13 protein-coding genes are annotated in these 20549 nt (G+C 54.4%); 4 read left to right on the forward strand and 9 right to left on the reverse strand.

Annotation, left to right across the window (positions count from 1 at the left end; all coding sequences use genetic code 11):
- Positions 1-477: 477 nt before the first annotated feature.
- Positions 478-1773, reverse strand: coding sequence for a glycosyltransferase (locus tag MPN20_RS14025; RefSeq protein ID WP_242783110.1), 1296 nt, complete (start codon positions 1771-1773; stop codon positions 478-480).
- A 991-nt stretch (positions 1774-2764) separates the two neighbouring features.
- On the opposite strand from MPN20_RS14025, the gene MPN20_RS14030 reads away from it, so the two are divergent.
- From MPN20_RS14030 to MPN20_RS14040, 3 genes are all read left to right on the forward strand, one after another.
- The gene (locus MPN20_RS14030; protein WP_242783112.1) at positions 2765-3961 is read left to right on the forward strand and encodes a hypothetical protein; all 1197 of its coding nucleotides are present in this window, start codon (positions 2765-2767) and stop codon (positions 3959-3961) included.
- Between the two features lie 242 nt (positions 3962-4203).
- A complete protein-coding gene (locus tag MPN20_RS14035) occupies positions 4204-5976 on the forward strand; it encodes a hypothetical protein (protein ID WP_242783114.1) in 1773 nt (590 codons plus the stop codon).
- Between the two features lie 231 nt (positions 5977-6207).
- Entirely contained in the window at positions 6208-7626 is a 1419-nt protein-coding gene (locus tag MPN20_RS14040) for a hypothetical protein (RefSeq protein ID WP_242783116.1), read from the forward strand.
- Positions 7627-8233: 607 nt separating this feature from the next.
- Here the strand turns inward: MPN20_RS14040 and wecB (MPN20_RS14045) are convergent.
- The 7 genes from wecB (MPN20_RS14045) to wecC all read right to left on the reverse strand — a co-directional run bounded on the left by wecB (MPN20_RS14045) (position 8234) and on the right by wecC (position 16953).
- On the reverse strand, positions 8234-9292 hold the full coding sequence (gene wecB / locus MPN20_RS14045; protein WP_242783118.1) for a UDP-N-acetylglucosamine 2-epimerase (non-hydrolyzing): 1059 nt from the start codon (positions 9290-9292) through the stop codon (positions 8234-8236).
- A gap of 50 nt (positions 9293-9342) precedes the next feature.
- Positions 9343-11220 (reverse strand): hypothetical protein, encoded by a 1878-nt coding sequence (locus tag MPN20_RS14050; RefSeq protein ID WP_242783120.1) that lies wholly within the window; start codon positions 11218-11220, stop codon positions 9343-9345.
- Positions 11221-11533: 313 nt separating this feature from the next.
- A complete protein-coding gene (locus MPN20_RS14055) occupies positions 11534-12832 on the reverse strand; it encodes a nucleotide sugar dehydrogenase (protein WP_242783122.1) in 1299 nt (432 codons plus the stop codon).
- A gap of 28 nt (positions 12833-12860) precedes the next feature.
- Entirely contained in the window at positions 12861-13853 is a 993-nt protein-coding gene (locus MPN20_RS14060; RefSeq protein WP_242783124.1) for a Gfo/Idh/MocA family oxidoreductase, read from the reverse strand.
- A 1-nt stretch (position 13854) separates the two neighbouring features.
- A complete protein-coding gene (locus MPN20_RS14065) occupies positions 13855-14967 on the reverse strand; it encodes a DegT/DnrJ/EryC1/StrS family aminotransferase (protein ID WP_242783126.1) in 1113 nt (370 codons plus the stop codon).
- A complete protein-coding gene (locus tag MPN20_RS14070; protein ID WP_242783147.1) occupies positions 14964-15566 on the reverse strand; it encodes an acyltransferase in 603 nt (200 codons plus the stop codon). The genes MPN20_RS14065 and MPN20_RS14070 overlap by 4 nt, the downstream gene beginning before the upstream one ends.
- 127 nt (positions 15567-15693) lie before the next feature.
- Positions 15694-16953 carry a UDP-N-acetyl-D-mannosamine dehydrogenase gene (wecC, locus tag MPN20_RS14075; protein ID WP_242783128.1) on the reverse strand — a complete coding sequence of 420 codons (1260 nt, stop codon included), beginning with the start codon at positions 16951-16953 and terminating at the stop codon, positions 15694-15696.
- Between the two features lie 224 nt (positions 16954-17177).
- Here wecC and wecB (MPN20_RS14080) point away from each other — a divergent pair, with 224 nt between their 5' ends.
- On the forward strand, positions 17178-18320 hold the full coding sequence (gene wecB / locus MPN20_RS14080) for a UDP-N-acetylglucosamine 2-epimerase (non-hydrolyzing) (protein ID WP_242783148.1): 1143 nt from the start codon (positions 17178-17180) through the stop codon (positions 18318-18320).
- Here the strand turns inward: wecB (MPN20_RS14080) and MPN20_RS14085 are convergent.
- Positions 18308-19969, reverse strand: a complete 1662-nt coding sequence (locus tag MPN20_RS14085; protein ID WP_242783130.1) for a glycosyltransferase — start codon at positions 19967-19969, stop codon at positions 18308-18310. The genes wecB (MPN20_RS14080) and MPN20_RS14085 overlap by 13 nt on opposite strands.
- Between the last annotated feature and the right edge of the window lie 580 nt (positions 19970-20549).

A 20549-nucleotide genomic window follows, 5' to 3' on the forward strand; every position in this document is an offset into this window, starting at 1 on the left:
AGGAACTTCCATCATCGGAAGACCTCGACGTCTATCCGGGCAGCGACTCGCTGTGTTTGAAGATCACTGACCTACACTCTCGTTTACGAAGAGCCGCTTTCCCTGTAGTGTCTATCAACTTTGCCGTGGAGTCCGGGACGATATTCATTGCCGCTGCGAGTGCACGAAGACATCGCTAACCTACGAGAGCGAGCTAGCAGTAAACGGCATCGAATTCGGCGGTGATATCGCCGATGTTACGAACTGGCCAGCCCATAACGGTCCTAAGGTGTTAGTCCCCCGATTTGCACAGGTTAAAGGTGATGACTAGCTATATTAATTATTGAAGATTAGACATAGAATTGAGCTAGAAAAGTCCATCTGCAATTAAAGTCCGCCCTTTTGCTGACAGGAAGGCTCCCGATTGGCCTCTACTGAATTTTCGAGTGCGGGCGATGCACAGTCGAGTTAGCAAGCAATAGGATTAAAACACGAGCCTCAGGGGGTTCTAGCACCTGTAAAAAATGCGGTGATTCGTTTCCACAGTGATGGGGTTTTGGGCCCGGCAGCGACATTAGGAACGGAATCCAATGTTTTAGCGCTCTCAGGCCCCGTGAGTTCTTCAAAGAGTCTGCTGATTTTTGTCTCATAAGTTTGCCAATTCTCAACGGTCGAGAAATGCGCGCAGTTCAGACGCATTTCTCCCAGCCTTGAGTCAGTCAATGAATGTATTGTTTCTGCAATCTGAATCGGGTCAAGCTGCTGGGGGACGGCGATGCCGATTTCATAATTCTCGACCTTTTTGCGCATTTCCGGCAAATCGGTTACTAACAATGGTACTCCAGCAGCCGGGTACTCCCACAATTTGTTCGGCGAGCAGTAGAGATGGTTTAGACCAGTGTTTTCGTAGGGGATTGCGCCGAGCGTGGCTCCTGAAGTCCAGGACAATAGCTCATGGTGCGGTGCGCCTGGGATGATAGTCACCCGTGCACGATCTGAAGGTCGATCGTTATTGACTCCTGCGAACTCAACTATCTGGCTCTCAAGTGCACCCCATCCCATGAAAACCACTGACCAGTTCTCGTCGAGGTGCTTTGATGCTTCAAGAAGTGCCGCGATGCCTCGATGTGGCGCGAGGCCACCTTGGAATAGAAGGATCTTCTGCTCCTGCCTGAGCCCTGCTGCCCTATGCAGTCGTCCGTCATAAACCGGTGGCGTTGTGTATTCAACGGCATTGGGAACCAGGACACTCTCGGGGAGCTCCGGGTACTTCTCGCGATAGAAGCTTGAAATACTTTCGTTTAGAGTGACAAAACCATCGGCGTAGACGACATTGTCTTTAATGATTCGAGAATTTACTCGTGCCCGTTCTGGCGCAATACTGGCCATGTCTTCATATATCTCGTGCGCATCCCACACAATGGGGCATCGAAAATGATCCTTATACTTCGCTGCAGCAGTGAAAGAAAGGTGGTCGTGGAGGTGAACCAGATCGGGTTCGAACACTTCTTTGACGTTTTCGAATAGAAGATCACCTTGCGTTCGGAATGAGGTCCAAATGGCACTCTCTTTTCCAGTCGGCAGCTGCTCTTCGGCCATTCTGGAGCGGATCCCAGTGAGATCACGATGCTTGAGGTGAACGGGTACGCCGTTAGGAAGAATAAAATGTTCAGAGTCGTTGGCGGTAAGTCCGAAAAGTCTGACGTCATGGCCGAGGGATTTCAACGATGTTGCGCCTTTAAGCACTCTTGCGTCGCGCTTAACATTGTTGTGGACGACAACCGCAATACGCATGCTTGCTTCCTCCGCCTTGTGATAGATGGTTGGGGTCCCACCATGAGACGTATCATTTTATCATGTTAAAGGGGGTCCTAGGTGCACCGCGAGTCAGTAAGGGTCATGAGTTGATCATATATGCAGGATGAAGGGTGTCTATAGTCGGGACGCGGTAGTACCGTGTTGTCCGTGGTCAGACTTCGAGTGGTTTTGAATATTGTGGCGTGCCGAGGTAGTTCGATGTTGACTTGGTAGTCCCTCGTCCTGAAGGCCGACCCGAGGTGGTGTAGCTCCATGGACAAGGGCTGGACGGATAGTTCTGAACTTGAACTTTCGTAAAAGATTGGTTGTTGCCATCCTGCTTTCAGTGCTTTCGCATGTTCGGTTAGTTGCATTTTTCAGATCAATGCTGGATGCACTTGTAAGAGCTAAACTGTATTCGCGGATAAGAAATTGTAAGGTCTATAGGATTTGTTGCCAAGCGAATCGCGCTGTCCGTGTTGCTGTTTATAGGTAACTGGTAGTTCTGAGTGGGTTGATTGAAGTACTTACCGAAATGTCGTGCTATACTCGAGCAAGGAGTTTGCATTTGACTGCTGCGGTGAAATCGGTCCAAGAGATGTTAGCGCGTTGATTATGGCGCGTAGGCAATCGACAAGCCCACATCGCTTTATAGCTGTTGCTAGATTCAAATCTGGAGGTTCTATTTTGGTGAAGGCGCCCCATGGATTTTGATTCTGTGCCTTTTGACCTTCCCGGTCCGGTTAGTTACCGGGCTGCGGATTTACTGCCAGCCTATGAAGCTCTGACACGGCGTGGCCTACACATAATGGATGAGCAGATATGCGGGGAAGACGCGTACTCATCTAATAGGGATGGGCATTTCGCTTGGGACATCTCTCTGCTGATTCGTGCATCGTGTCTGTTATGGAAGGTCACCCACGACCCCGCCGTACTTGCACGAGCATCGAACTGGGCAGTACACATGCTGCAGCGGACCGACGAGGCTATGGGTCGTGAGGATTGGCGCGGCAAGCAATCACCCTTGTGGTCCGCCGGCGAGCGTTATACCGCGAGAACGGTTGAAGTTGGCTCGCTGAGTGGTATGCCAATTAGCATTCAAGCTGTATCAGAGCGCATTTTTATCGATCGACCGACTGACTACACCGCAATCATTCGTTCAGTTCGTAGCGACGGGGATGTATGGACCTCAAGCGAAGGGTCTCTTATCCCCGGAGATAGGGATTATCTGCCCGATGTTCTCGCTCGTCAAAGTTCAATTCACGCAGTTCTGATTCGAGGATTGCCAACTGCTGTAGATTTAAGATTCCTCGAACCGGGGGAGAGGTCATTGAAGCCTCAGTTCGGTGCCCATCTTGTTCACACCGGAATGATAGCCAGGTCTCTGATTGAGCTGGCTCAGAACTTGGAGATGGTTGGGCCAGGTCACGATGAGTTTGACGTGAGTCCAGATGAACTGTTCGAGGCAGCTCTTCGGGCCGTGCTCACGCACGATGCAGAAATAAGGGTTCGCAGGGGGCAACATTGGTACGTGACTCCGGAAGAATTTCCTGGTAGGCGACTCGGAATGGATCTTCCGCACAACCATGTTGTCGATATGGCTTCGTCACTTCTGCTGCTGGGGCAACGTTATCAGGATGACGGATTGACTTTCGTAGGAGCTTCGTTGACAAGGCCGTGGCTCAGGGAGTTGGATATGTTGCGTGCGCGCGAAATTTCTCATCCGTGGTTCTATTATCCATTGGGCAGCGACACCTACTCGGGAATAGAACGCGATCGTCCGTGCGCGGAAACATCCGTGTCGGCGGTCAAGCGTGGCGAAGACAGTTCTCATGCTACGGCCCGGGCTAGAGCTATTGCTGACTGGCACCGCATAGAACCGACAATTGTCGGCGAGCAGTATTTGAGTGAAGTTGCTTTAGCGTTCAGGCGAAATTATATGACTAAAAAGGACGGAGTTAGCACGATCAGATGGTTGCCCGGCGCCCCCAAAGACGAACCCGGAGAGAAGCGATTGGGCCAGAGCGACACGTACGCTGGCGCGTGGTGCAATCTTTACAAGTGGGACTCGCCGTTGAAGCGACACATGAATAAGTTTGCCTATCATCATCCTCCAGCGGAAGTATTCGGGGCAACTGTGCTCTCGGCGGCCGAAGTCGCTGCTATGAATGCTGACGTGACTTGAGTCGAAGCGTGAGGAACGAGTTGTGGTCGCTGGCCGCTCCAGGTGTTTTGTCGGTTAATGTCAGAAAACCCGTTCAGCGCGCCTCGCATCATTGACGGCCTCTTCCGGTCGCGAGAGCGGGCGCGGATGACATACAATGACAGCAACAGTTACCTAATCGCTTCACGTTTGTAACGAATGCTCGTGCACGCGCATGCACTGGTACTGATGCAAACCAAGGCAATATTCCGTGAGGGCAATAAATGCCGAGTAATCAGTTTATCCTGGCCTACTACAGTAAGAAGCCGCTTACCAGGGATTCGATTCACACCCGTGCCGAAATGTTGGCAGAGTACACGAGCTCGTTGCATCGAAAGCCGAGCATCATGCAGAGCCTGTCGGTCGGTCCCCACACTGGAATTCTTGCTTGGCAACCATCGGAAGAAAGCGTGGGTTGGCCACAGTTCAAGAGCGTTGACGACGAAGCTGTGGCGTGGATCGGGATACCTGAACACGACGCTATGTCGAATACCAAACCAGATGCGCTAGCCTTGGCGCGGGAAGCTACGGTAGTTTCCGGTGATCCTGATGCGCTCGGGGCACCCTACGCCTGCGTGTACCGTACCGGTGATGTACTTCGTATCGTAAACGACTCTTTGGGGCTTGCGCGTCTGTTTGAGTTTGATTTCGATGATCTTTCTGTTTGGGCCACTCGGCCTGGTCTAGCGCATATTTTTGCTGGTATGCCATTGGAACGAAACGAAGAAGCTTGGTCAGGAATGGCTACTCTTGGTTGGAACGTTGGGGGCCATACTCACATCGGCGCTGGCCAGCAAATGCCGGGAAGCATCCGAATAGTTGCAAGCTCTGAACTTGGGGTCCGCCGAGAAGATCGTTATGCAGACTGGATTCATCGGACACCGGACGCAAGGTCGTCTTGGCAAGCCGCTTCGCGAGGAATGATTCGAACGATGTCATTGGGTGGATACTTCCCCCGTGCACCAATCGCCGATCTGTCTGGCGGGAAAGACTCCCGTCTACTTGCTGCTGCGGCACTAACTTCTGGAGTGACCGAAACCGTACGAACGGTGCGCTCAGACCATGGTGAAGTGGAAACTGCAGAGAAGCTGGTATCGGCATATCCGGGGAAAATAAACCATCTAGTTACGGAAGTGTCAGCGCCAAAAGACCCGGCCGAGAAGACTGATCTTGAAGACCATCTCCTCAAGACTATGAGAGGTAGTGAGGGAGCGCTGGTCCCTTTCACCGCTCTCCGAGGACCAACTTTCAGTGGCTACCCTCCGCTTGTAATCGCCCGGTTCAACGGTCATGGGGGCGAGGCGCTACACGGAGGGGAGTACTACAAGGGCAGCTGGGCCGAGAAACTGGCGGGAAGCGGAACCTCTGGCGCTGTTACTCGTATGGATAAAATGGTCGCTGTCGCACGGGCGACGTCTCAAGAGGGGCGTGAGCGTACGATGGAGACCATCAAAAACAGGTTTGCCACCGGCCGCGCAATGGGAATTGATACTGCCTATGGATTGCTCAACTATTTTTACAGCGCCGAGCGTATGCCGTTTTGGGCTAGTAGTTCTCCGAACCGGTCTGTAATCACACCGTACTATTCAAGCGGATTGTTGAAGCAGATCGGAAGAACTTTCATACAGGAAAACGAATTCGAGAGCTTCTACGCCGAGATATTAGAATCTTTGATCCCCGCATGGGCTGAAATTCCATTCTATCGTCCTGCAGGGGTAAAGCGACGAGTCAGCAAATTTTTCTGGGAATTTTATCACTGGCATGAAATCAAAAAGTTCGTTCTTGAACGAGCAGACGGCAGTGCAAATTTTGATGCTGAAGGAATGCGCAACCTGGTCCACGAAGTCGAAGCGGGAGCCGGCTCAAAGAATATTGAGGCGACATTCTCTCGATTCATCTGGGAAATGTCGGTTAACTCGGTAATTGAAGATATAAATAGAATGGCGTTTTCGGTAAGGAAGCGCCTTGAGCATGCGGAACGAGACCCAGCACACTGACTGGCGCTTTGGAATTTCTAGAATAATAAGAGATAAGACTGCGTTGATTGTTTAACTACGGCAAAGCTTGACTCGAGCTCTGCAAAAGAAGTATCTCACCGGGCAGATAGATTATGGGCCGAGCTGAGTTAGTGAAAATCAAATCATGATACATGCCGTTTCACAGTAGCGGTAACAGCTCAAGACTGTTTGTTTTGGAAGACTAAGTCTGATTTAAAGAGGGTCTGATTAATGATAAGCGATGATCGAGCGCGGCTCGAGCGACTTGAGGGCGAGCATACAAAGGCTTTGTCGGAGATGCGTCGACTCGACGCGGCGTTGAACCGCGCCAATACTGAGCTGTCTGCGCTAACTCAGAGAGAGACGGATCTAAAGACGAAGATCCAGGCGGAACGAGCGAACTTCGCTGACGCCAAAAGTAAGCTGAGAGATAGTATTGCCGTAACTCGGGAAAGATTAAAAGACACATCAGAGCTCTGGCGAACTGCGAGTAGGTATTACTCCCTATTTTGGCAGGGCTTATTAGCTGACGAAATTAGTAAGTCAGAGGTTTCTTTGGCGGCTGACACGTATTTGTGCTTACTGCCGAGTTCCGTCCCTGCCGCGCTCGATTTGAAGCGAAAGTACGGCGGAAGAATTGTTTGCGACTGTGTTGAAAATGTGGAGGTAGAACGCCAGTCGTTGGCTCCCAACTTGCATCCTGTTGCTCTCGATATGATCAATTTGGAAGCCTACGGCGCATTGTCAGTAGTTGATGGTTTGATGACTGTAAGCGATTCCGTCGCAGATACATTGCGTCGTTTCGGCCCTCCAGTTCGAGTGCAGCCGAATTTCCGCCGTTTTGAGATTCCGCGTAAACACGGAGGACTGCGCGAGCGGTTCAACTTGCCACAGAATGCAAGAGTTGTCGTGGCGTCTGGCGGGATTGTTGGCGGCTTTGAAGAGATTGTGGAGGCATTTTCGAGATTGCCATCCGACGTATTCCTGATTGCCTTCGCTAAATTCAGTCCCGCAGCATACGATGAGGAGATTCGATCTCTGATTGAACGCAAGGGACTTTCCCCACGCATAGTTTTGAACGAGTTTGTCCCGTATTCTGAGCTATCGCTACTTCTCGCGGATGCAGACGTCGGATTGATTGTTCTCGATCCTCAAAATCCAAACCATTCGGTGTCGTTGCCTAACCGCGTGTTTGATTGCACAACGTCGGCTCTCCCCTTCGTGTCTCCTGATGTACCGGAAGTTGTGAGGTACGTACAGAAATTTGGCTTCGGTATAACTATCAGCGATGTCAGCGCCGAGTCGTGGCGCACGGCGATAGTTTCTATCCTGCAAAATCGTGACCAGTTTTCCGCTGCTATGTCAATTGCCAGGGAACAGTTAACTTGGGAAGCGCTCGAAGAGGGGCTTGTGGATTTTCTCGGTAATCCTGGCAGTGTAACGTTACTCGGATTCCGTGACCTCTCTAGATACCAGCGATTCCTTCGCGTGACTGACACGTTGACTCGTCGCGGCGTTGAGGTTAAGGCTGCATTCTTTTCGAAGTCGCCTCTGCCCATCGAAAACACGAGTGCTAAATTTTACTACTTCTCGGATAGATATGGGCGCGGTCCAGGGCTGTCGCCCCTGTCCTCGGTTGGCTTGGGATGAACCTTTTTAGTTTGCCTTTTCCAGGTCGTGACAGAGAATTCGCAGAATTAGCTGGCTGTTGATATTGAATCCGATGTGAACGTTGCGATTGTTTTGTAATGTGATTTTGTTGATGCTGTTTAATGTGGATGAGGTATCGATTCCTGGCTCCTGTGATTTGAGGCTTAATGCAGTCGCCATTGTTTTGAGCGTAGTTTATCCTATCGTGGTGTTAGCGACGTTGAGGCCGCGTCTCAGATCATCCTGGGAACCGATGAATTGAATGCCTTCCAGTCTGCTGACCGCTTGGCTACATATGCCGGGATTGCTCCGGTGACGCGGCAGTAAGGAACAGTGCTTCGAGGTGCACTTCCATCAAGCACCGGCCATAGACGGTTGACGAACTCGTTGTTCAACTCGCCCTAGGTCTCGTCGTGTCATGACCTGTTGTCGAAGGACTATACCGACCGGAAACTAGCGGAGAAGAAGCACCACAATGCAGCGGTGAGGGTGATTAGCTCGTCGCTGGCTCAACGTGCTGTTTGCGATGGTCAAGGCTTAGGCTTTCTATGGAGGGAAGACCCCGACGGCTGCCTGACAATGAATGTAGCGAGGAAGGGAAGTGAACTCACTGGTGCTTTAGTATTGCTTCCACCGCCGCCCGCGCCGCATCTCCATCTCCATAGGGAACGCCGCGTCCGTTGTGTGGCTTCGGGCGTACCGCGATTTCACGGACTTGGCTGAGATCGGGGTCGAGAACATTCCAGCCGTCCTGAAGGGTTTCTACCCACTCGGTCTCTGTGCGTAAAGTTGTGCACGGGGTATCCAGCAGGAACGCTTCTTTCTGGACTCCGCCGGAGTCGGTTACGACGCCATCTGAATCGATGATGGCTTTGACCATCTCAGGGTAGCTGAGCGGATCTACGACCCGCAGGGATCCACCGCCGAGTCGAATTCCGAACTCTGAGGTCTTCGCAACGAGTCGCGGGTGGGCCGGCAGGACTACCGGTAAAGGCAGTTGGGACAGAGTTTCAATGAGTCGGGCTAGGTGGTCGGGGTCGTCCGTGTTCTCGGCCCTATGGATAGTTGAAAGCAGGAACCGTTCGCCACGTTCCACACCCGGGACTGGGAGTTCAGAGTTGAGGGCTGCGTCTCTGGTGAGGTAGCAGACGTCAACCATTACGTCTCCGACGAGCTCAGCACGTTTGCTGAGACCTTCTTTGGCGAGGCATTCCATTGCTGCGGACGAGGGAGCCAAACAGATGTCTGCAGCATGATCGGTGAGCACACGATTGTGTTCTTCAGGCATAGCGCGGTTGTTTGACCGGAGTCCCGCTTCGAGGTGTGCCAGAGGAAATTGGAGTTTCACTGCCGACAACGCGCCAGCGACCGTTGAGTTGGTGTCGCCATAGACGAGCACCCAGTCAGGTTGGAGATCCATGAGTACTTGGTCCATCTGCGCAAGCATATTGCCCGTCTGCACACCGTGGCTGCCGGACCCTACTCCGAGATGGATGTCGGGGTCGGGAATGCCCAGGTCTTGGAAGAAGGCATCTGACATGTTGACGTCATAATGCTGCCCAGTGTGCACAATCTTATGATCAATGTGCGCTTTGCTGAACGCTTTCGCCATGGGGGCGAGCTTCACGAATTGTGGACGGGCACCAACGATGCTGACGACGCGCATTATGTGTCTTCCTCTCTGTATGAATCCCTGGGGATCAGATCTATTGAAGTTTATCGCTTGGGCGCAGTTCGAAGCGCATCGCGAACGGAGGCGGCGCGAGCGGACCATGACTCTTTCCGGTGCACCGAATGCCAATCGACCGAGTCGGCAGAGGACACCGCAGCCTCGACTCCAGCTTCAAATGACTCGGGCGTCTCATCGACGACGGAGCCAGAACCATAGGATTGGATCAGGTCCGCAGGAGAAGAATCCCGATAGACGAGGACAGGCAGCCTTCTTTCGAGATAGCTCATGACCTTGAGCGGGAAACTTGCACGTCCATAGTCTGAGCCCAGCAGCGCCAGTCCAATTGCGGGACGTGTGGTGAGGGGAATGTCTGGGAACTCGCCACTCACGATCTGAACTCGGTGTCCCGGCAGGCTTGAAGTCAAACTATGAGCTAGTTCTAGATCCGCTTCCCGCACTATCATCTGCAGATTCCAATGACCATTGAGTCTGGCTATCGCGGTGATGGCGCTTCGGAGGTCATAGACTCCGCCCAGCCCGCCAGAGTACACAATCTGGAGACCTTCCCTGTGGCCCGAACCGATTTTCGAATCTACTTTCGGCACAGACGCAGTGCAGTTGGCCGAATCGATTCCAGGAGGAAGGGGTTCCCACCTGACGGGCAGATGATCAACATGGCTGCGAAGTAGGCGATCATACAACTGAGACGCTTGATAGGAGGGAGCGAAAAGCACGTCCGCGGTCTCGCACATTGCAGTGAACTCCGAAATACTCGCCTTCCGAAGTTGATCAATGTCGCTTCGAGTCTGCGAGACTGTGCTGTCAGGGTCCAGCGAATGAAGGTCGCGAACGTACCAGCCGAACTTCAGACCGGCAATACGTAGTTCATGCAGACCACTTTCCAAGAGACCGCGAACTTCGACCGGCATTGGAGCCGTCGAATTCTCTCCGTATCCGAAACGAGGCTGCGCGCCGGTTCGCGTGAGTTCCAGAGCACCGCGCATTCTGCGCCTGAGGAGGTTCTGGTTTGCGGTCATTCTCACCAACGGCACACCATGGTCTTCAAAGGCAAGGGACATCGCGCGAATGCGCTGGGGCCGGGCCCCATTTCTGCGATTTTCGATCGCCGCTACAGAGAAGAAAAGATCGAAATGAGAAGTACCGGCCTCAAGTATTCCCTCCTCATGCCAGACGGGCAGCTCTCTGGCGACCGTCGATTCGAAAGCGGGGCGGAAACGATCGTTGTCTTCATCCGGTATGCGGGGACTCGCTGTCGGATCCCAGCTCCGCACTTCATCCGAGACCCTTTCAACGAGTGCCTCACCGCGAGCGATGCAGTGTTGATCCAGTCGCAGGCGGTGTGCGATAGCAGTATTTTCAATCGTGCCATCGACATAGATCTGGGACGAGGTTGACCGCAGTCCTGCTAGTGCGAAGAGGTGATGGCCACTCTTGCCTATCAGCACGAGGCACGACAGCTCATTCGGAAAATTGAGAGCAACAGTGGCTTCCCAACTGCGGCCTGCAGTTAGATCGTGCTTTGTGTAGAGCTGATCGACATGGTGAACCGAAATTTGTCCCCCAGCTCCAGAGACAGCCGATTGAAGTGCCTCGATCGTGAGCTGCTCGGAGCTCGTCAATTCGTCATGCGAAATCACGACCGCGACGTTGGCCGAGGTGTGGCGCCTCGAGGTGGGGCCAGGGAAAGTTGGAATCGGAATCAGAACATGCGGACGGTCCGATCCGTGCGCGGCTGCTTTGTCCATGGCCACAGTAGTATCGAACCACAATCGCTCGCTGGCTTCGAATGCCTCAAGAAGTCGTTCCTGGCGGTGCGTGTTGCTGAACCTGAAGTCGAGCTCGTGGTGGAGAAACATGCCCTCGATCGGCAACTCGGGCAATGCATTGCGAGCTGCATTCACTGCCTCCAATCCGACTGAGATTACGCGAGTCGGATTCAGTTCAGACGCAACTCGGCGAAGTTCGTCAGTTGGCGAATTGGACATCGATTCCAACCAAACTACTGCGCAAGCATCGGACCACGCTGATCGGACGCCTTCTGCCAAAAGGATCTGCGCGGGACCGACCCCCGCCAAGAGCACGAGCGGTCGTTCGCCTGAGCTGACCGGCGAAGATGTCGTCGGACTCAGACCGGTGAGTCGGCGCCGCAGCCAGTGGATCAATTTCTTCATGGCGCGTTCTGCGATTCGCGGACGAAGAACCGACAGTCCGCCCCTACTCTCCGCCCCCGATCACCAAGCGCGTGACCTCGCCCCATTTGGACTTGTCGGTGGAGTTTCGACCGTCCACCAAAACGCGCACTCCGGGGAAAGACTCCGGTGAGAGGTCACGGTATTCCGAATGGTCCGCCTGTAATACGATTCCGTCAGCCGTCTGTCCAATGTGCGCCGGCTCGAAATCGAACCTCCGGAGTTCCTCATCGCTGTACATGGGATCGTGTACAGACACGATTGCGCCTCTTTCCTTCAGCGTGGAGACTGTGGGGAAGATTCCGGAGAACGCCGTTTCTTTGACACCGCCGCGGTAGGAAGCCCCGAGTACCACGATGCGCTGACCTTGCAAGCTTCCCAGTTCCTGCTCGAGGAGGCGGACCGCATGCGCAGGCATCTCCATATTGGCTTCTCGGGCGGTACGAACAATGCTTGCCTGAGGATCGTTGTACAGGTATAGGCGGGGATATACAGGAATGCAATGTCCGCCGACTGCAATACCTGGTCGGTGAATGTGGCTGAACGGCTGTGAGTTTGAAGCAGCGATTACCTTGTAGACGTCAATCGAGTTCTGCTCAGCGAATTGAGCGAACTGGTTGGCAAGCCCGATGTTGACATCTCGATAGGTAGTTTCGGCAAGCTTCGCCATCTCCGCAGCTTCAGCCGTGCCCATATCCCATACCCCATTGACTTCTGGCGACAGGTCGGGGCGTTCGTCGAAATCGAGAACCGAACGATAGAATTCGATCGCGCGCTGAGTACCATCGGCACCCAATCCACCGACCAGTTTCGGGTACTTGCGGAGGTCTTCGAACACGCGGCCGGTGAGTACACGTTCGGGAGAGAACGCCAGATAGAAGTCTTCGCCCTCGCTGAGTCCCGAAATCTCCTGGATCATCGGCTTCCACCGAGTGCGAGTTGTACCTACCGGCAGAGTCGTCTCGTAGGAGATCAGTGTTCCGGGGGTGAGGTGCTCAGCTAATGAACGCGTCGCATTTTCCATCCATCCGAAGTCTGGTTGCCAGGACTCATCGTTGACGAAGAGCGGGACAACGATGACGATGGCATCGCTGTTCGGGATGCCGTCAGAATAATCAGCGGTAGCCCGAATATAGCCAGCATTGCGAGCTTCGGTGAGCTTTCTCTGGAGGTCGAATTCTCCAGGGAACGGTTCGGTTCCCGCGTTGACCGAATCGACGACCGACTGCTGAATGTCGATACCGACGACTTCGTGACCTTTGGACGCAAACTGAACGGCGAGGGGAAGTCCGATCTTGCCGAGTCCGATGACGCTGATTTTCACGATGGATGCCTCTTTCTCTGGCTATCGCTCACGACAGAGCGATTGTGCTACCGGTCTTGCTGGATTCAAGCAGTGCTTCGCAGACGCGCAATACCTCTGCGCCCTGGTGCAACGTGACAATCTCTGTCTCAGTGTCACCGTTAATTGCATCGCGAAGGTACTCGTGCTCGACTCGCAACGGCTCGGGCTTTGGGAATGCGAACCTGGTGATGTTTCCTTCAGCGACGCCACGGAAGTGCGACATCTCTTCCCATTCCGTATTCACTGAAGCGTTTGCATAGAACGTCAGATCGGAGGTGAGGGTGTCCGCGACAAACATACCCCGTTCACCGACAACGGTCGTCCGCCGCTCCTTCGCGGGAGTCAGCCAGTTCACCAAATGGTTCACCGTCACGTCGTTCTGCAGTAATCCAGTCGCCGCGACCATGTCTTCGTGCTCTCGGCCAGATTTGTGCAACGTCTGCCCGGAAACGGACTTATATCCGCTTCGGGCAACCCACATCGTGAGATCGATGTCGTGCGAGGCGAGATCTTTGATCACTCCGACATCGGCAATGCGGCTGGGAAACGGACCCTGCCGGCTGGTGGAGATCTGGTAGATCTCCCCGAGGTCGCCTGCGCGCAGACGCAGTCGAAGTTCCTGTAACGACGCATTGTAACGTTCGATATGTCCTACAGCGCCAATCAAGTTGGCGGACTGGAACACCTCGGCGAGCTCGAGTGCCTCTGCGTATGTTCCCGCTAGCGGCTTCTCGATGAGTGCATGTACCCCTGCCGAAGCGAGCTTCATTCCGATCTCGTAGTGCAGGTGCGTCGGAACAGCAACGACGCAATAGTCGATTCCGAAGTCAATCAATTCGTCGATGCCTGACAGGACAGGAAGGTTTCCTGCTACCCCATGGGGGTCACCAAGTCCATCGGCCGCAGCCACGAAATCGACTCCGTCAAGTGCATGAAGATTGCGAGCATGATGACGTCCCATCATGCCAAGCCCGATGAGGCCAGCCCTCAAATCAGTCATCTCACGCTCCCGCACGGACTACGGTGTTCACTCCGCGTACGATCCGTTCAAGATCGCCGTCATTGAGCGTGGGATGGATGGGAAGCGAGAGGCACTCCGAAGCGGCTTTCTCGGTGATCGGAAGCTCTAGGCCAGGTGCAAATTTAGTGAGCGACGGCAATCTATGATTGGGCACGGGGTAGTAGACGCCGGTACCGATTTTGAACTCGTCTTTGAGAGCCTTGGCGATCTGATCCCGGTCGCCGGCGTTTGCGCCATCGATTCGAATTGTGTATTGGTGATAGACATGCTTGCGTCCTTCCGGCACTGGGGGAGTAACGACTCCTTCCAGCCCGGAGCTCAAGTAGGCTGCGTTAGTCCTTCGAAGCTCTGTCCAAGAATTAACCTGTCGAAGTTGCGCGCGCCCGATAGCTGCATGCACGTCCGTCATACGGTAATTAAAACCGATGACTTCGTTCTCATACCGTCTCTCCATGCCTTGGTTACGGTAGACCCGAACCAGGCGGAGGAGCTCCTCGTCTGTGGCCGACAGCATGCCGCCCTCACCGGAGGTCATATTTTTCGTAGGGTACAGCGAGAAGGCGCCAAACGTGCCGAATGTGCCCACCTGTTGTCCGTTGAATTCGGCGAGGTGTGCTTGTGCTGCATCTTCGAAGAACAGCAGATCGTTTTCGTTGCAGACCTTCTGTAATCCGGCTACGTCGGCTGGAAGTCCGTAGAGATGGACGGCCATGATGGCCTTGGTGCGTTCAGTGATGCTTGCCTTAACTGACGCCGGGCTCAGAGTGAAGGTGTCGATGTCGATATCAGCAAAGACCGGCGTTGCGCCGGTGAGAGCCACAGAATTGGCCGTGGCGGCAAAAGTGAACGACGGAACAATGACTTCATCACCTTCTCCGATTCCGGCAGCGAGGAGGCCGAGGTGGAGGGCAGAAGTTCCGGAATTCACCGCGACGCACGTTGCAGAATTGGTTACCTGCGTCGCGAATTCCACTTCGAATTCAGCGACTTCTGGTCCTTGGGCAATCATGCCCGTCTTCAGTACCGCGTCTACTGCTTCGCGCTCTGCGTCTCCGATTATCGGTGACGCGGGCGGTATGAACTCATCGCTCATTCTGTGACCTCCTCCAATTCATCTGAGTCTTCCTTTTCCCGGTAGACATCACCAGTCGATGCATCTTCCCATAGGCCGGCCTCGTTCAGTTCAAGAGGTGAGCCGGATTTGCCTACCCATTTGATCCGTCGCGCTGGTACCCCGGCTACGAGGGCGTGTGGGGCAACATCATTTGTGACGACGGCTCCTGCCGCTACTGTCGCCCAGGCTCCGATGCGCACGGGAGCGACACATACAGCGCGGGCACCGATCGATGCTCCCTGTTCGATGTCAACGCCGACTGCATCCCAGTCGCTGACATCCTTCTGTCCGCCGTCCGGGTTGATCGCGCGTGGGAAAGTGTCGTTGGTCAGGACCGCAGCCGGTCCGATAAACACGCCGTCAGCCAAGTTTGCCGGTTCATAGACGAGGGCATAATTCTGGATCTTCGAATTGTCGCCGACATGGACACCCGAACCAACATAGGCTCCTCTTCCGACGACGACGTTACTGCCGAGCCGGGCCTCGTCTCTGATCTGAGCCAGATGCCATATCGAAGATCCTTCACCGATAATGGCGCTGGAATCAACGTCGGCAGACTCTTGAATTCGTACGTTCACAACTGTGCTTTCTGGGCTGGTTCGGGCGATCTTTCGAATGTCGGCACTATTGCCGCCGTATTCGTAAGAAGCATACGTCACCTCAGCGGGTGAAATGTAATACGCCAATCGTTTGCCGAATTGCTGCTCAATTCCAAACTCCGCGTGTGTCATGGACGATCTTCTGGGCCAAGACCGAAGGTCCGAGGTTGGTGAATTCTTGGTGATCAACCAGTAGCAATACGATGTCGGCGCGCTCGATTGCACTTTCAGTCGGAGCCAGCGAGACATTCTGCCGATTGCTGAGCTCCTCGGGAAGCAGTTCGATATTGGGCTCGGCCACCAAGATCTCGGCCCCTGGCAATTCTTCGGCCAGCCGCCCCACAATCTGACGGGCGGGGCTTTCGCGGAGGTCGTCGATATTTGGTTTGAAGGACAGGCCCAACGCGGCGATCTTCACGTTGTGTATTCGTCGAGCCTGGGGTAGGAGCTTATCGAGCACGAACTCGGGCTTCGCATCGTTGACTTCACGTGCTGTTCGGATTAGCGATGCCCTGTCGGGGACAGCAGACACAATGAACCACGGATCGACCGCAATACAATGCCCGCCGACTCCGGGACCCGGCTGGAGGATGTTCACTCGAGGATGGTGATTGGCGAGACTAATGAGTTCCCAAACATTGATGTCCAACGAATCGGCGATCATCGACAGTTCATTGGCGAAGGCAATGTTCACATCGCGATATGCGTTCTCCGTCAACTTCGAGAGTTCAGCAGTGCGAGCGTCGGTCATGAGAAATTCGCCTTCACAGAACAACCGATAGAGCTCGCGGGCGCGCTCACCTGCATTGCCGTTGAGTGTCCCGATGACACGGTCGTTTGTGCGGAGTTCAATCATGATTCGCCCCGGAAGCACTCGCTCAGGGCAGTGTGCAAAGTAGATCGAGTTCGAAAGGTTGGGCGTCAGAGTAAGATCTGGGCGCTCAGCGAGGATTGTTTCGGCCAGATACTCGGTCGTACCCGGAGGCGATGTGGACTCCAGAACTACCAACTCATTGCCGTCGAGCAATGGGGCAATCTGGTGTCCGGCGTCGCGGATGTACGACAGGTCGGGCTGGTGCCCTTCGAGGAATGGTGTTGGTACGGCGACGATGTACGTCTCTGCATGTGGCGTTTCGGTTGCTGCTGTGAGGAATCCTTGAGAAACGACACCGGCTAACGTTGTCGCCATGTCGGGCTCGACAAAGGGGACCAGTCCCTGATTGATCAGGTTGACAGTTTCCGAGTTGATATCAACACCGATCACGTCTGCTCCCGAGCTTGCCAAGACAGCTGCTGTAGGGAGTCCGATATAGCCGAGGCCTATGACAGCAACAGTCGGACGCTTCTTGGCTACGCTGGTTGGCATTTATCCGGTGCTCCGTCTTGTCGAATATTCTCAGTCGAGACGATTGTAGGCCAGATTCTCTGACGGGTTTGAGTATGTGGCGTTCGTCTGGTGCGGGGAACAGGTTGGTGGCCGGTGCAAATCATCGAAAGCGCGCTCGGTACTCTATCCTGTGAATGGCTTCAGTCATATGACGTTCGCTTGTTTCGAGGGGGTCTCGGTTGAACGATAACGGGTCGAAGAGAATGCCGACTGTGATGGTCGTCTATGGAACACGCCCAGAGGCCATCAAGCTGGCCCCTTTGATAAAGGCGCTCGAAGTCGATCCTCGCCTGAAACCTATGGTCGTTGTCACTGCACAGCATCGTGAAATGCTCGACCAGGTCAATCGGGTGTTCGATATAGTGCCTGATATCGACCTTGATCTCATGGCTCATGGTCAGACGCTCAATGGTATCGCTGGAAGTGTCATCTCCGGAATCGACGAAGTCCTACTCGAGCATGAGCCTGATGTTGTCGTCGTCCAAGGGGACACGACTACTGTGATGGCTGCGGCGATCGCGGCATTCAACCGTGAGATTCCCGTAGTCCACCTCGAAGCCGGTTTGCGTAGCGGGGACATTGACTCGCCATTCCCGGAAGAAGCAAATCGGAAGATAGTGTCGCAGATTGCAAGGGCTCACTTGGCGCCGACGATGACCTCCCGAAGTAACCTCCTAGCAGATGGTGTGCCCGACGAGAACATCCACGTTATCGGAAATACGGTGATCGACGCTTTGCATTGGGCGGTCGAACGGCCGGTGGAGGAGCCCGGCGTGCCGGAACTGCAGGCGCTTGAATCCGATGAGCGGCGTGTGCTGTTGGTGACCACCCACCGCCGTGAAAACCTCGGTGAGAATATGGTGAACATCGGCAAAGCAATGCGGCACTTGGCCACAAACTATCCTGATCTGTTGATTATATGGCCCGCCCACAAAAATCCTAGGGTCCGTGCCTCGATAGCACCACAGATAGAGGACCTCGACAACGTGGTGTCCATCGAGCCCGTTGGATATGGGGAATTTTCGCACCTCATCAGAGCCGCGCACATCGTACTTACGGACTCCGGCGGAATCCAGGAAGAGGCGCCGAGTCTCGGCAAACCAGTCCTCGTTCTGAGAGAGAACACCGAACGCCCAGAAGCGATTGACGCTGGCACGGTCAAATTGATCGGTACTGCCCAGGAATCCATCATCGCCGAAGTCTCACGTCTTCTCGACGATAGAAAGGCGTACCGTGATATGGCCAATGCAGTGAACCCGTATGGTGACGGGCATTCTGCTAGCCGGAGCGTGGAAATCCTCAACGAACTGCTCGGCAACACGTGCAATTCTGATCAGAAGCAGTAGTGCTGACTGCTGAATCCGAAACTGTGAACGTCACCGTTGGCCAGCAATAGGTCGTCGTCGACATTCCAGGTATGCGCATGGGAGTCGCGAACTTGGACGAAGTTGAAACGATCTGCAGAATAGATCTGAGCCTGTTCAGCGACCAAACGGCGCTGTAGGTCAGTGTCCTCACCGAGTGTGCGGTTGGCAAACGGGAACTTGCGGAATAAATCCTTACCGCCCATCAGCGTCGGCCCCATGACTAAATCAGTGAATCGATGTTCTCGTTCTGGGAACCTGCACAAAACTATGTTGCGACTGCGCAAGTGAAGATAATGCGCCTGTTTGCCGACGAGACTTGCGTTTGAGTATCGCAGCGCCGCGAGCTGATCTGACAGGTAGTGCTCTCCATAAATATCGTCATCGTCCATTTTCGCAATAATCGTGCCCGAGGCTGACTCGATACCTCGGTTGAGGCACATGCCCAACGATTCTGACGAATGAGCGTGGCGGACCGTCAGATTCTCGACTCCCAATTCTGTGGCACAGCGAATCAGATCCGGTGGTGTCTCGAACCCATGTAGGACGATCACAAGTTCGCGATTTTCCAATTGCTGTGAGGCATGAATGCGAAGAATATGTTCCAGCTGGTCAGGCCGATTCGTAGAAACAACTGCGGACACGGACTGCGGAATCGGATTGTCATAGTCAATGCCGATTGCGTCCATGATGGTCATGGCTCGATGGGTGTAGGTGTGTTCTCGCCAGATGCGCCTCTGCGCAAGGTGAACAGTGCGATCGCGCAGTTCTTTACTTCTCACGAAGGCTCGGAGCACCAGCTCGGCATCTTGCGCGGTCGCAGGTTGCGGGAGCTCTGATGCAGGGAAGAACCTTTTCGTCGCTTCGCTCGGTGTGGACACCACCGGCGTACCTGCTGCGACTATTTCGAAGATGCGCCTCGCGCACATGCTTGGAGAATCGACTACCGAGTTCACGTTGAGGAAGACTTTGTAATTTTTGTATGCCGTCAGAAGATTGCGGTAGGGCAACGACCCGACGACCCTGTCCGCCAGACTTCCTGGGAACTGGTACCTTTCGTCGTCGCCGAGGAATCGCGAGAAGATTTCGAGTCCATAGCGCATTCGGGGCGAAACCCGGTCAGCGGCTCCGAGGAGCAAGTCCATCTGTTCTCTGCGCTCAGGGAACTTATGTGTGAAGTACATTCCCGCAAAAGCAATGTCTCGAGCTGCGAAATTCTGAGCCGGGCGAGCGGGCGAATGAATCGCCGGCTGGGCCGCAAACGCCAATGGTGCGACTCTGCCGTGTCCCAAATGCTTCTGGTAGGCCTCCACCAGGCGCGAGTCGCTGGTGAGAACCACATCGCACATCGTGGCGAGGGGGAGGAAATCCTCGAAATGCGGAGGATCTTCCTTGTTCCAGAACACCGTTGGGATATCGCGTCGACGACATTCGGACAACAGTTCAGTGATTTCCTCACTTGGCCCGGCGGTTCCGGTGAGTTTGAACTTCCATTCGCCGCCATTGCCATTCCACGCGGACTCGATCAGAACGAAATCGAGTCCATTCAGCTGAGAATTCCAGCGCTCGCGCGTCAGAGGGACGGTCGTCCATTCGTAGCCGAAGCTCTCTGCTGAGAACTCATCAAGCACGGTGCCCACAGTGAGGTCGGTGAATACCGGGTGCCGGTCAATTCGTGGCGCCGCAGGGAACTGAACCTCGAGATTGTCTCGGGAGAGCCGATCTGACGAGAGGTACGAGCTGGAGCCGGAGACGCTTTGAACGATGTTGCGTCGACGTCTCCACTTCGCAAATTGAGCAGGTCCACCTTTGCGGAGATGCCAGAGTCCGGTTCTCAAGGTTTGAAGTGGCGATCGTGACACCGTCACGTCCTTTCAATCTCATGCATTGACAACGGTCGAAGTTCTGGGGGTAGCAGTTCGGCGCTTTAGTCGCTTCGCAAATTTGGAAAGACGCTCGGCATGCATGCCACCACGCGGGTCGCGACTATTCTGTGCAAACCTTGTTAGTCCCAATAGTACAATCAGGGAGTTGGCAGAGGCTCGGCGTGCCGTGGCAGGATTCGAGTGACCGTAACGGGACGAGCCTTGCCTGGCCAAGGACAGCGGGAGAAATGAGGACAGTGGGAAGCAACTCTGAGCCCCTTCCGCCACGGACCCGTCGGAGACTTCACGGCAGAGCCTGGGCACTGTCGCTCATCGACGGTCTTGT

The sequence above is a fragment of the Brevibacterium sp. ZH18 genome (assembly GCF_022748595.1).
Taxonomy (GTDB): Bacteria; Actinomycetota; Actinomycetes; order Actinomycetales; family Brevibacteriaceae; genus Brevibacterium.

Excerpts from the sequence above, each read along its gene's own strand:
- wecB (WP_242783148.1), top strand. The coding sequence starts at position 17,178 with ATGCCGACTGTGATGGTCGTCTATGGAACACGCCCAGAGGCCATCAAG.
- MPN20_RS14060 (WP_242783124.1), bottom strand. The coding sequence starts at position 13,853 with ATGACTGATTTGAGGGCTGGCCTCATCGGGCTTGGCATGATGGGACGT.
- MPN20_RS14035 (WP_242783114.1), top strand. The coding sequence starts at position 4,204 with ATGCCGAGTAATCAGTTTATCCTGGCCTACTACAGTAAGAAGCCGCTT.
- MPN20_RS14025 (WP_242783110.1), bottom strand. The coding sequence starts at position 1,773 with ATGCGTATTGCGGTTGTCGTCCACAACAATGTTAAGCGCGACGCAAGA.
- MPN20_RS14040 (WP_242783116.1), top strand. The coding sequence starts at position 6,208 with ATGATAAGCGATGATCGAGCGCGGCTCGAGCGACTTGAGGGCGAGCAT.
- wecC (WP_242783128.1), bottom strand. The coding sequence starts at position 16,953 with ATGCCAACCAGCGTAGCCAAGAAGCGTCCGACTGTTGCTGTCATAGGC.
- MPN20_RS14065 (WP_242783126.1), bottom strand. The coding sequence starts at position 14,967 with ATGAGCGATGAGTTCATACCGCCCGCGTCACCGATAATCGGAGACGCA.
- wecB (WP_242783118.1), bottom strand. The coding sequence starts at position 9,292 with ATGCGCGTCGTCAGCATCGTTGGTGCCCGTCCACAATTCGTGAAGCTC.
- MPN20_RS14030 (WP_242783112.1), top strand. The coding sequence starts at position 2,765 with ATGGGTCGTGAGGATTGGCGCGGCAAGCAATCACCCTTGTGGTCCGCC.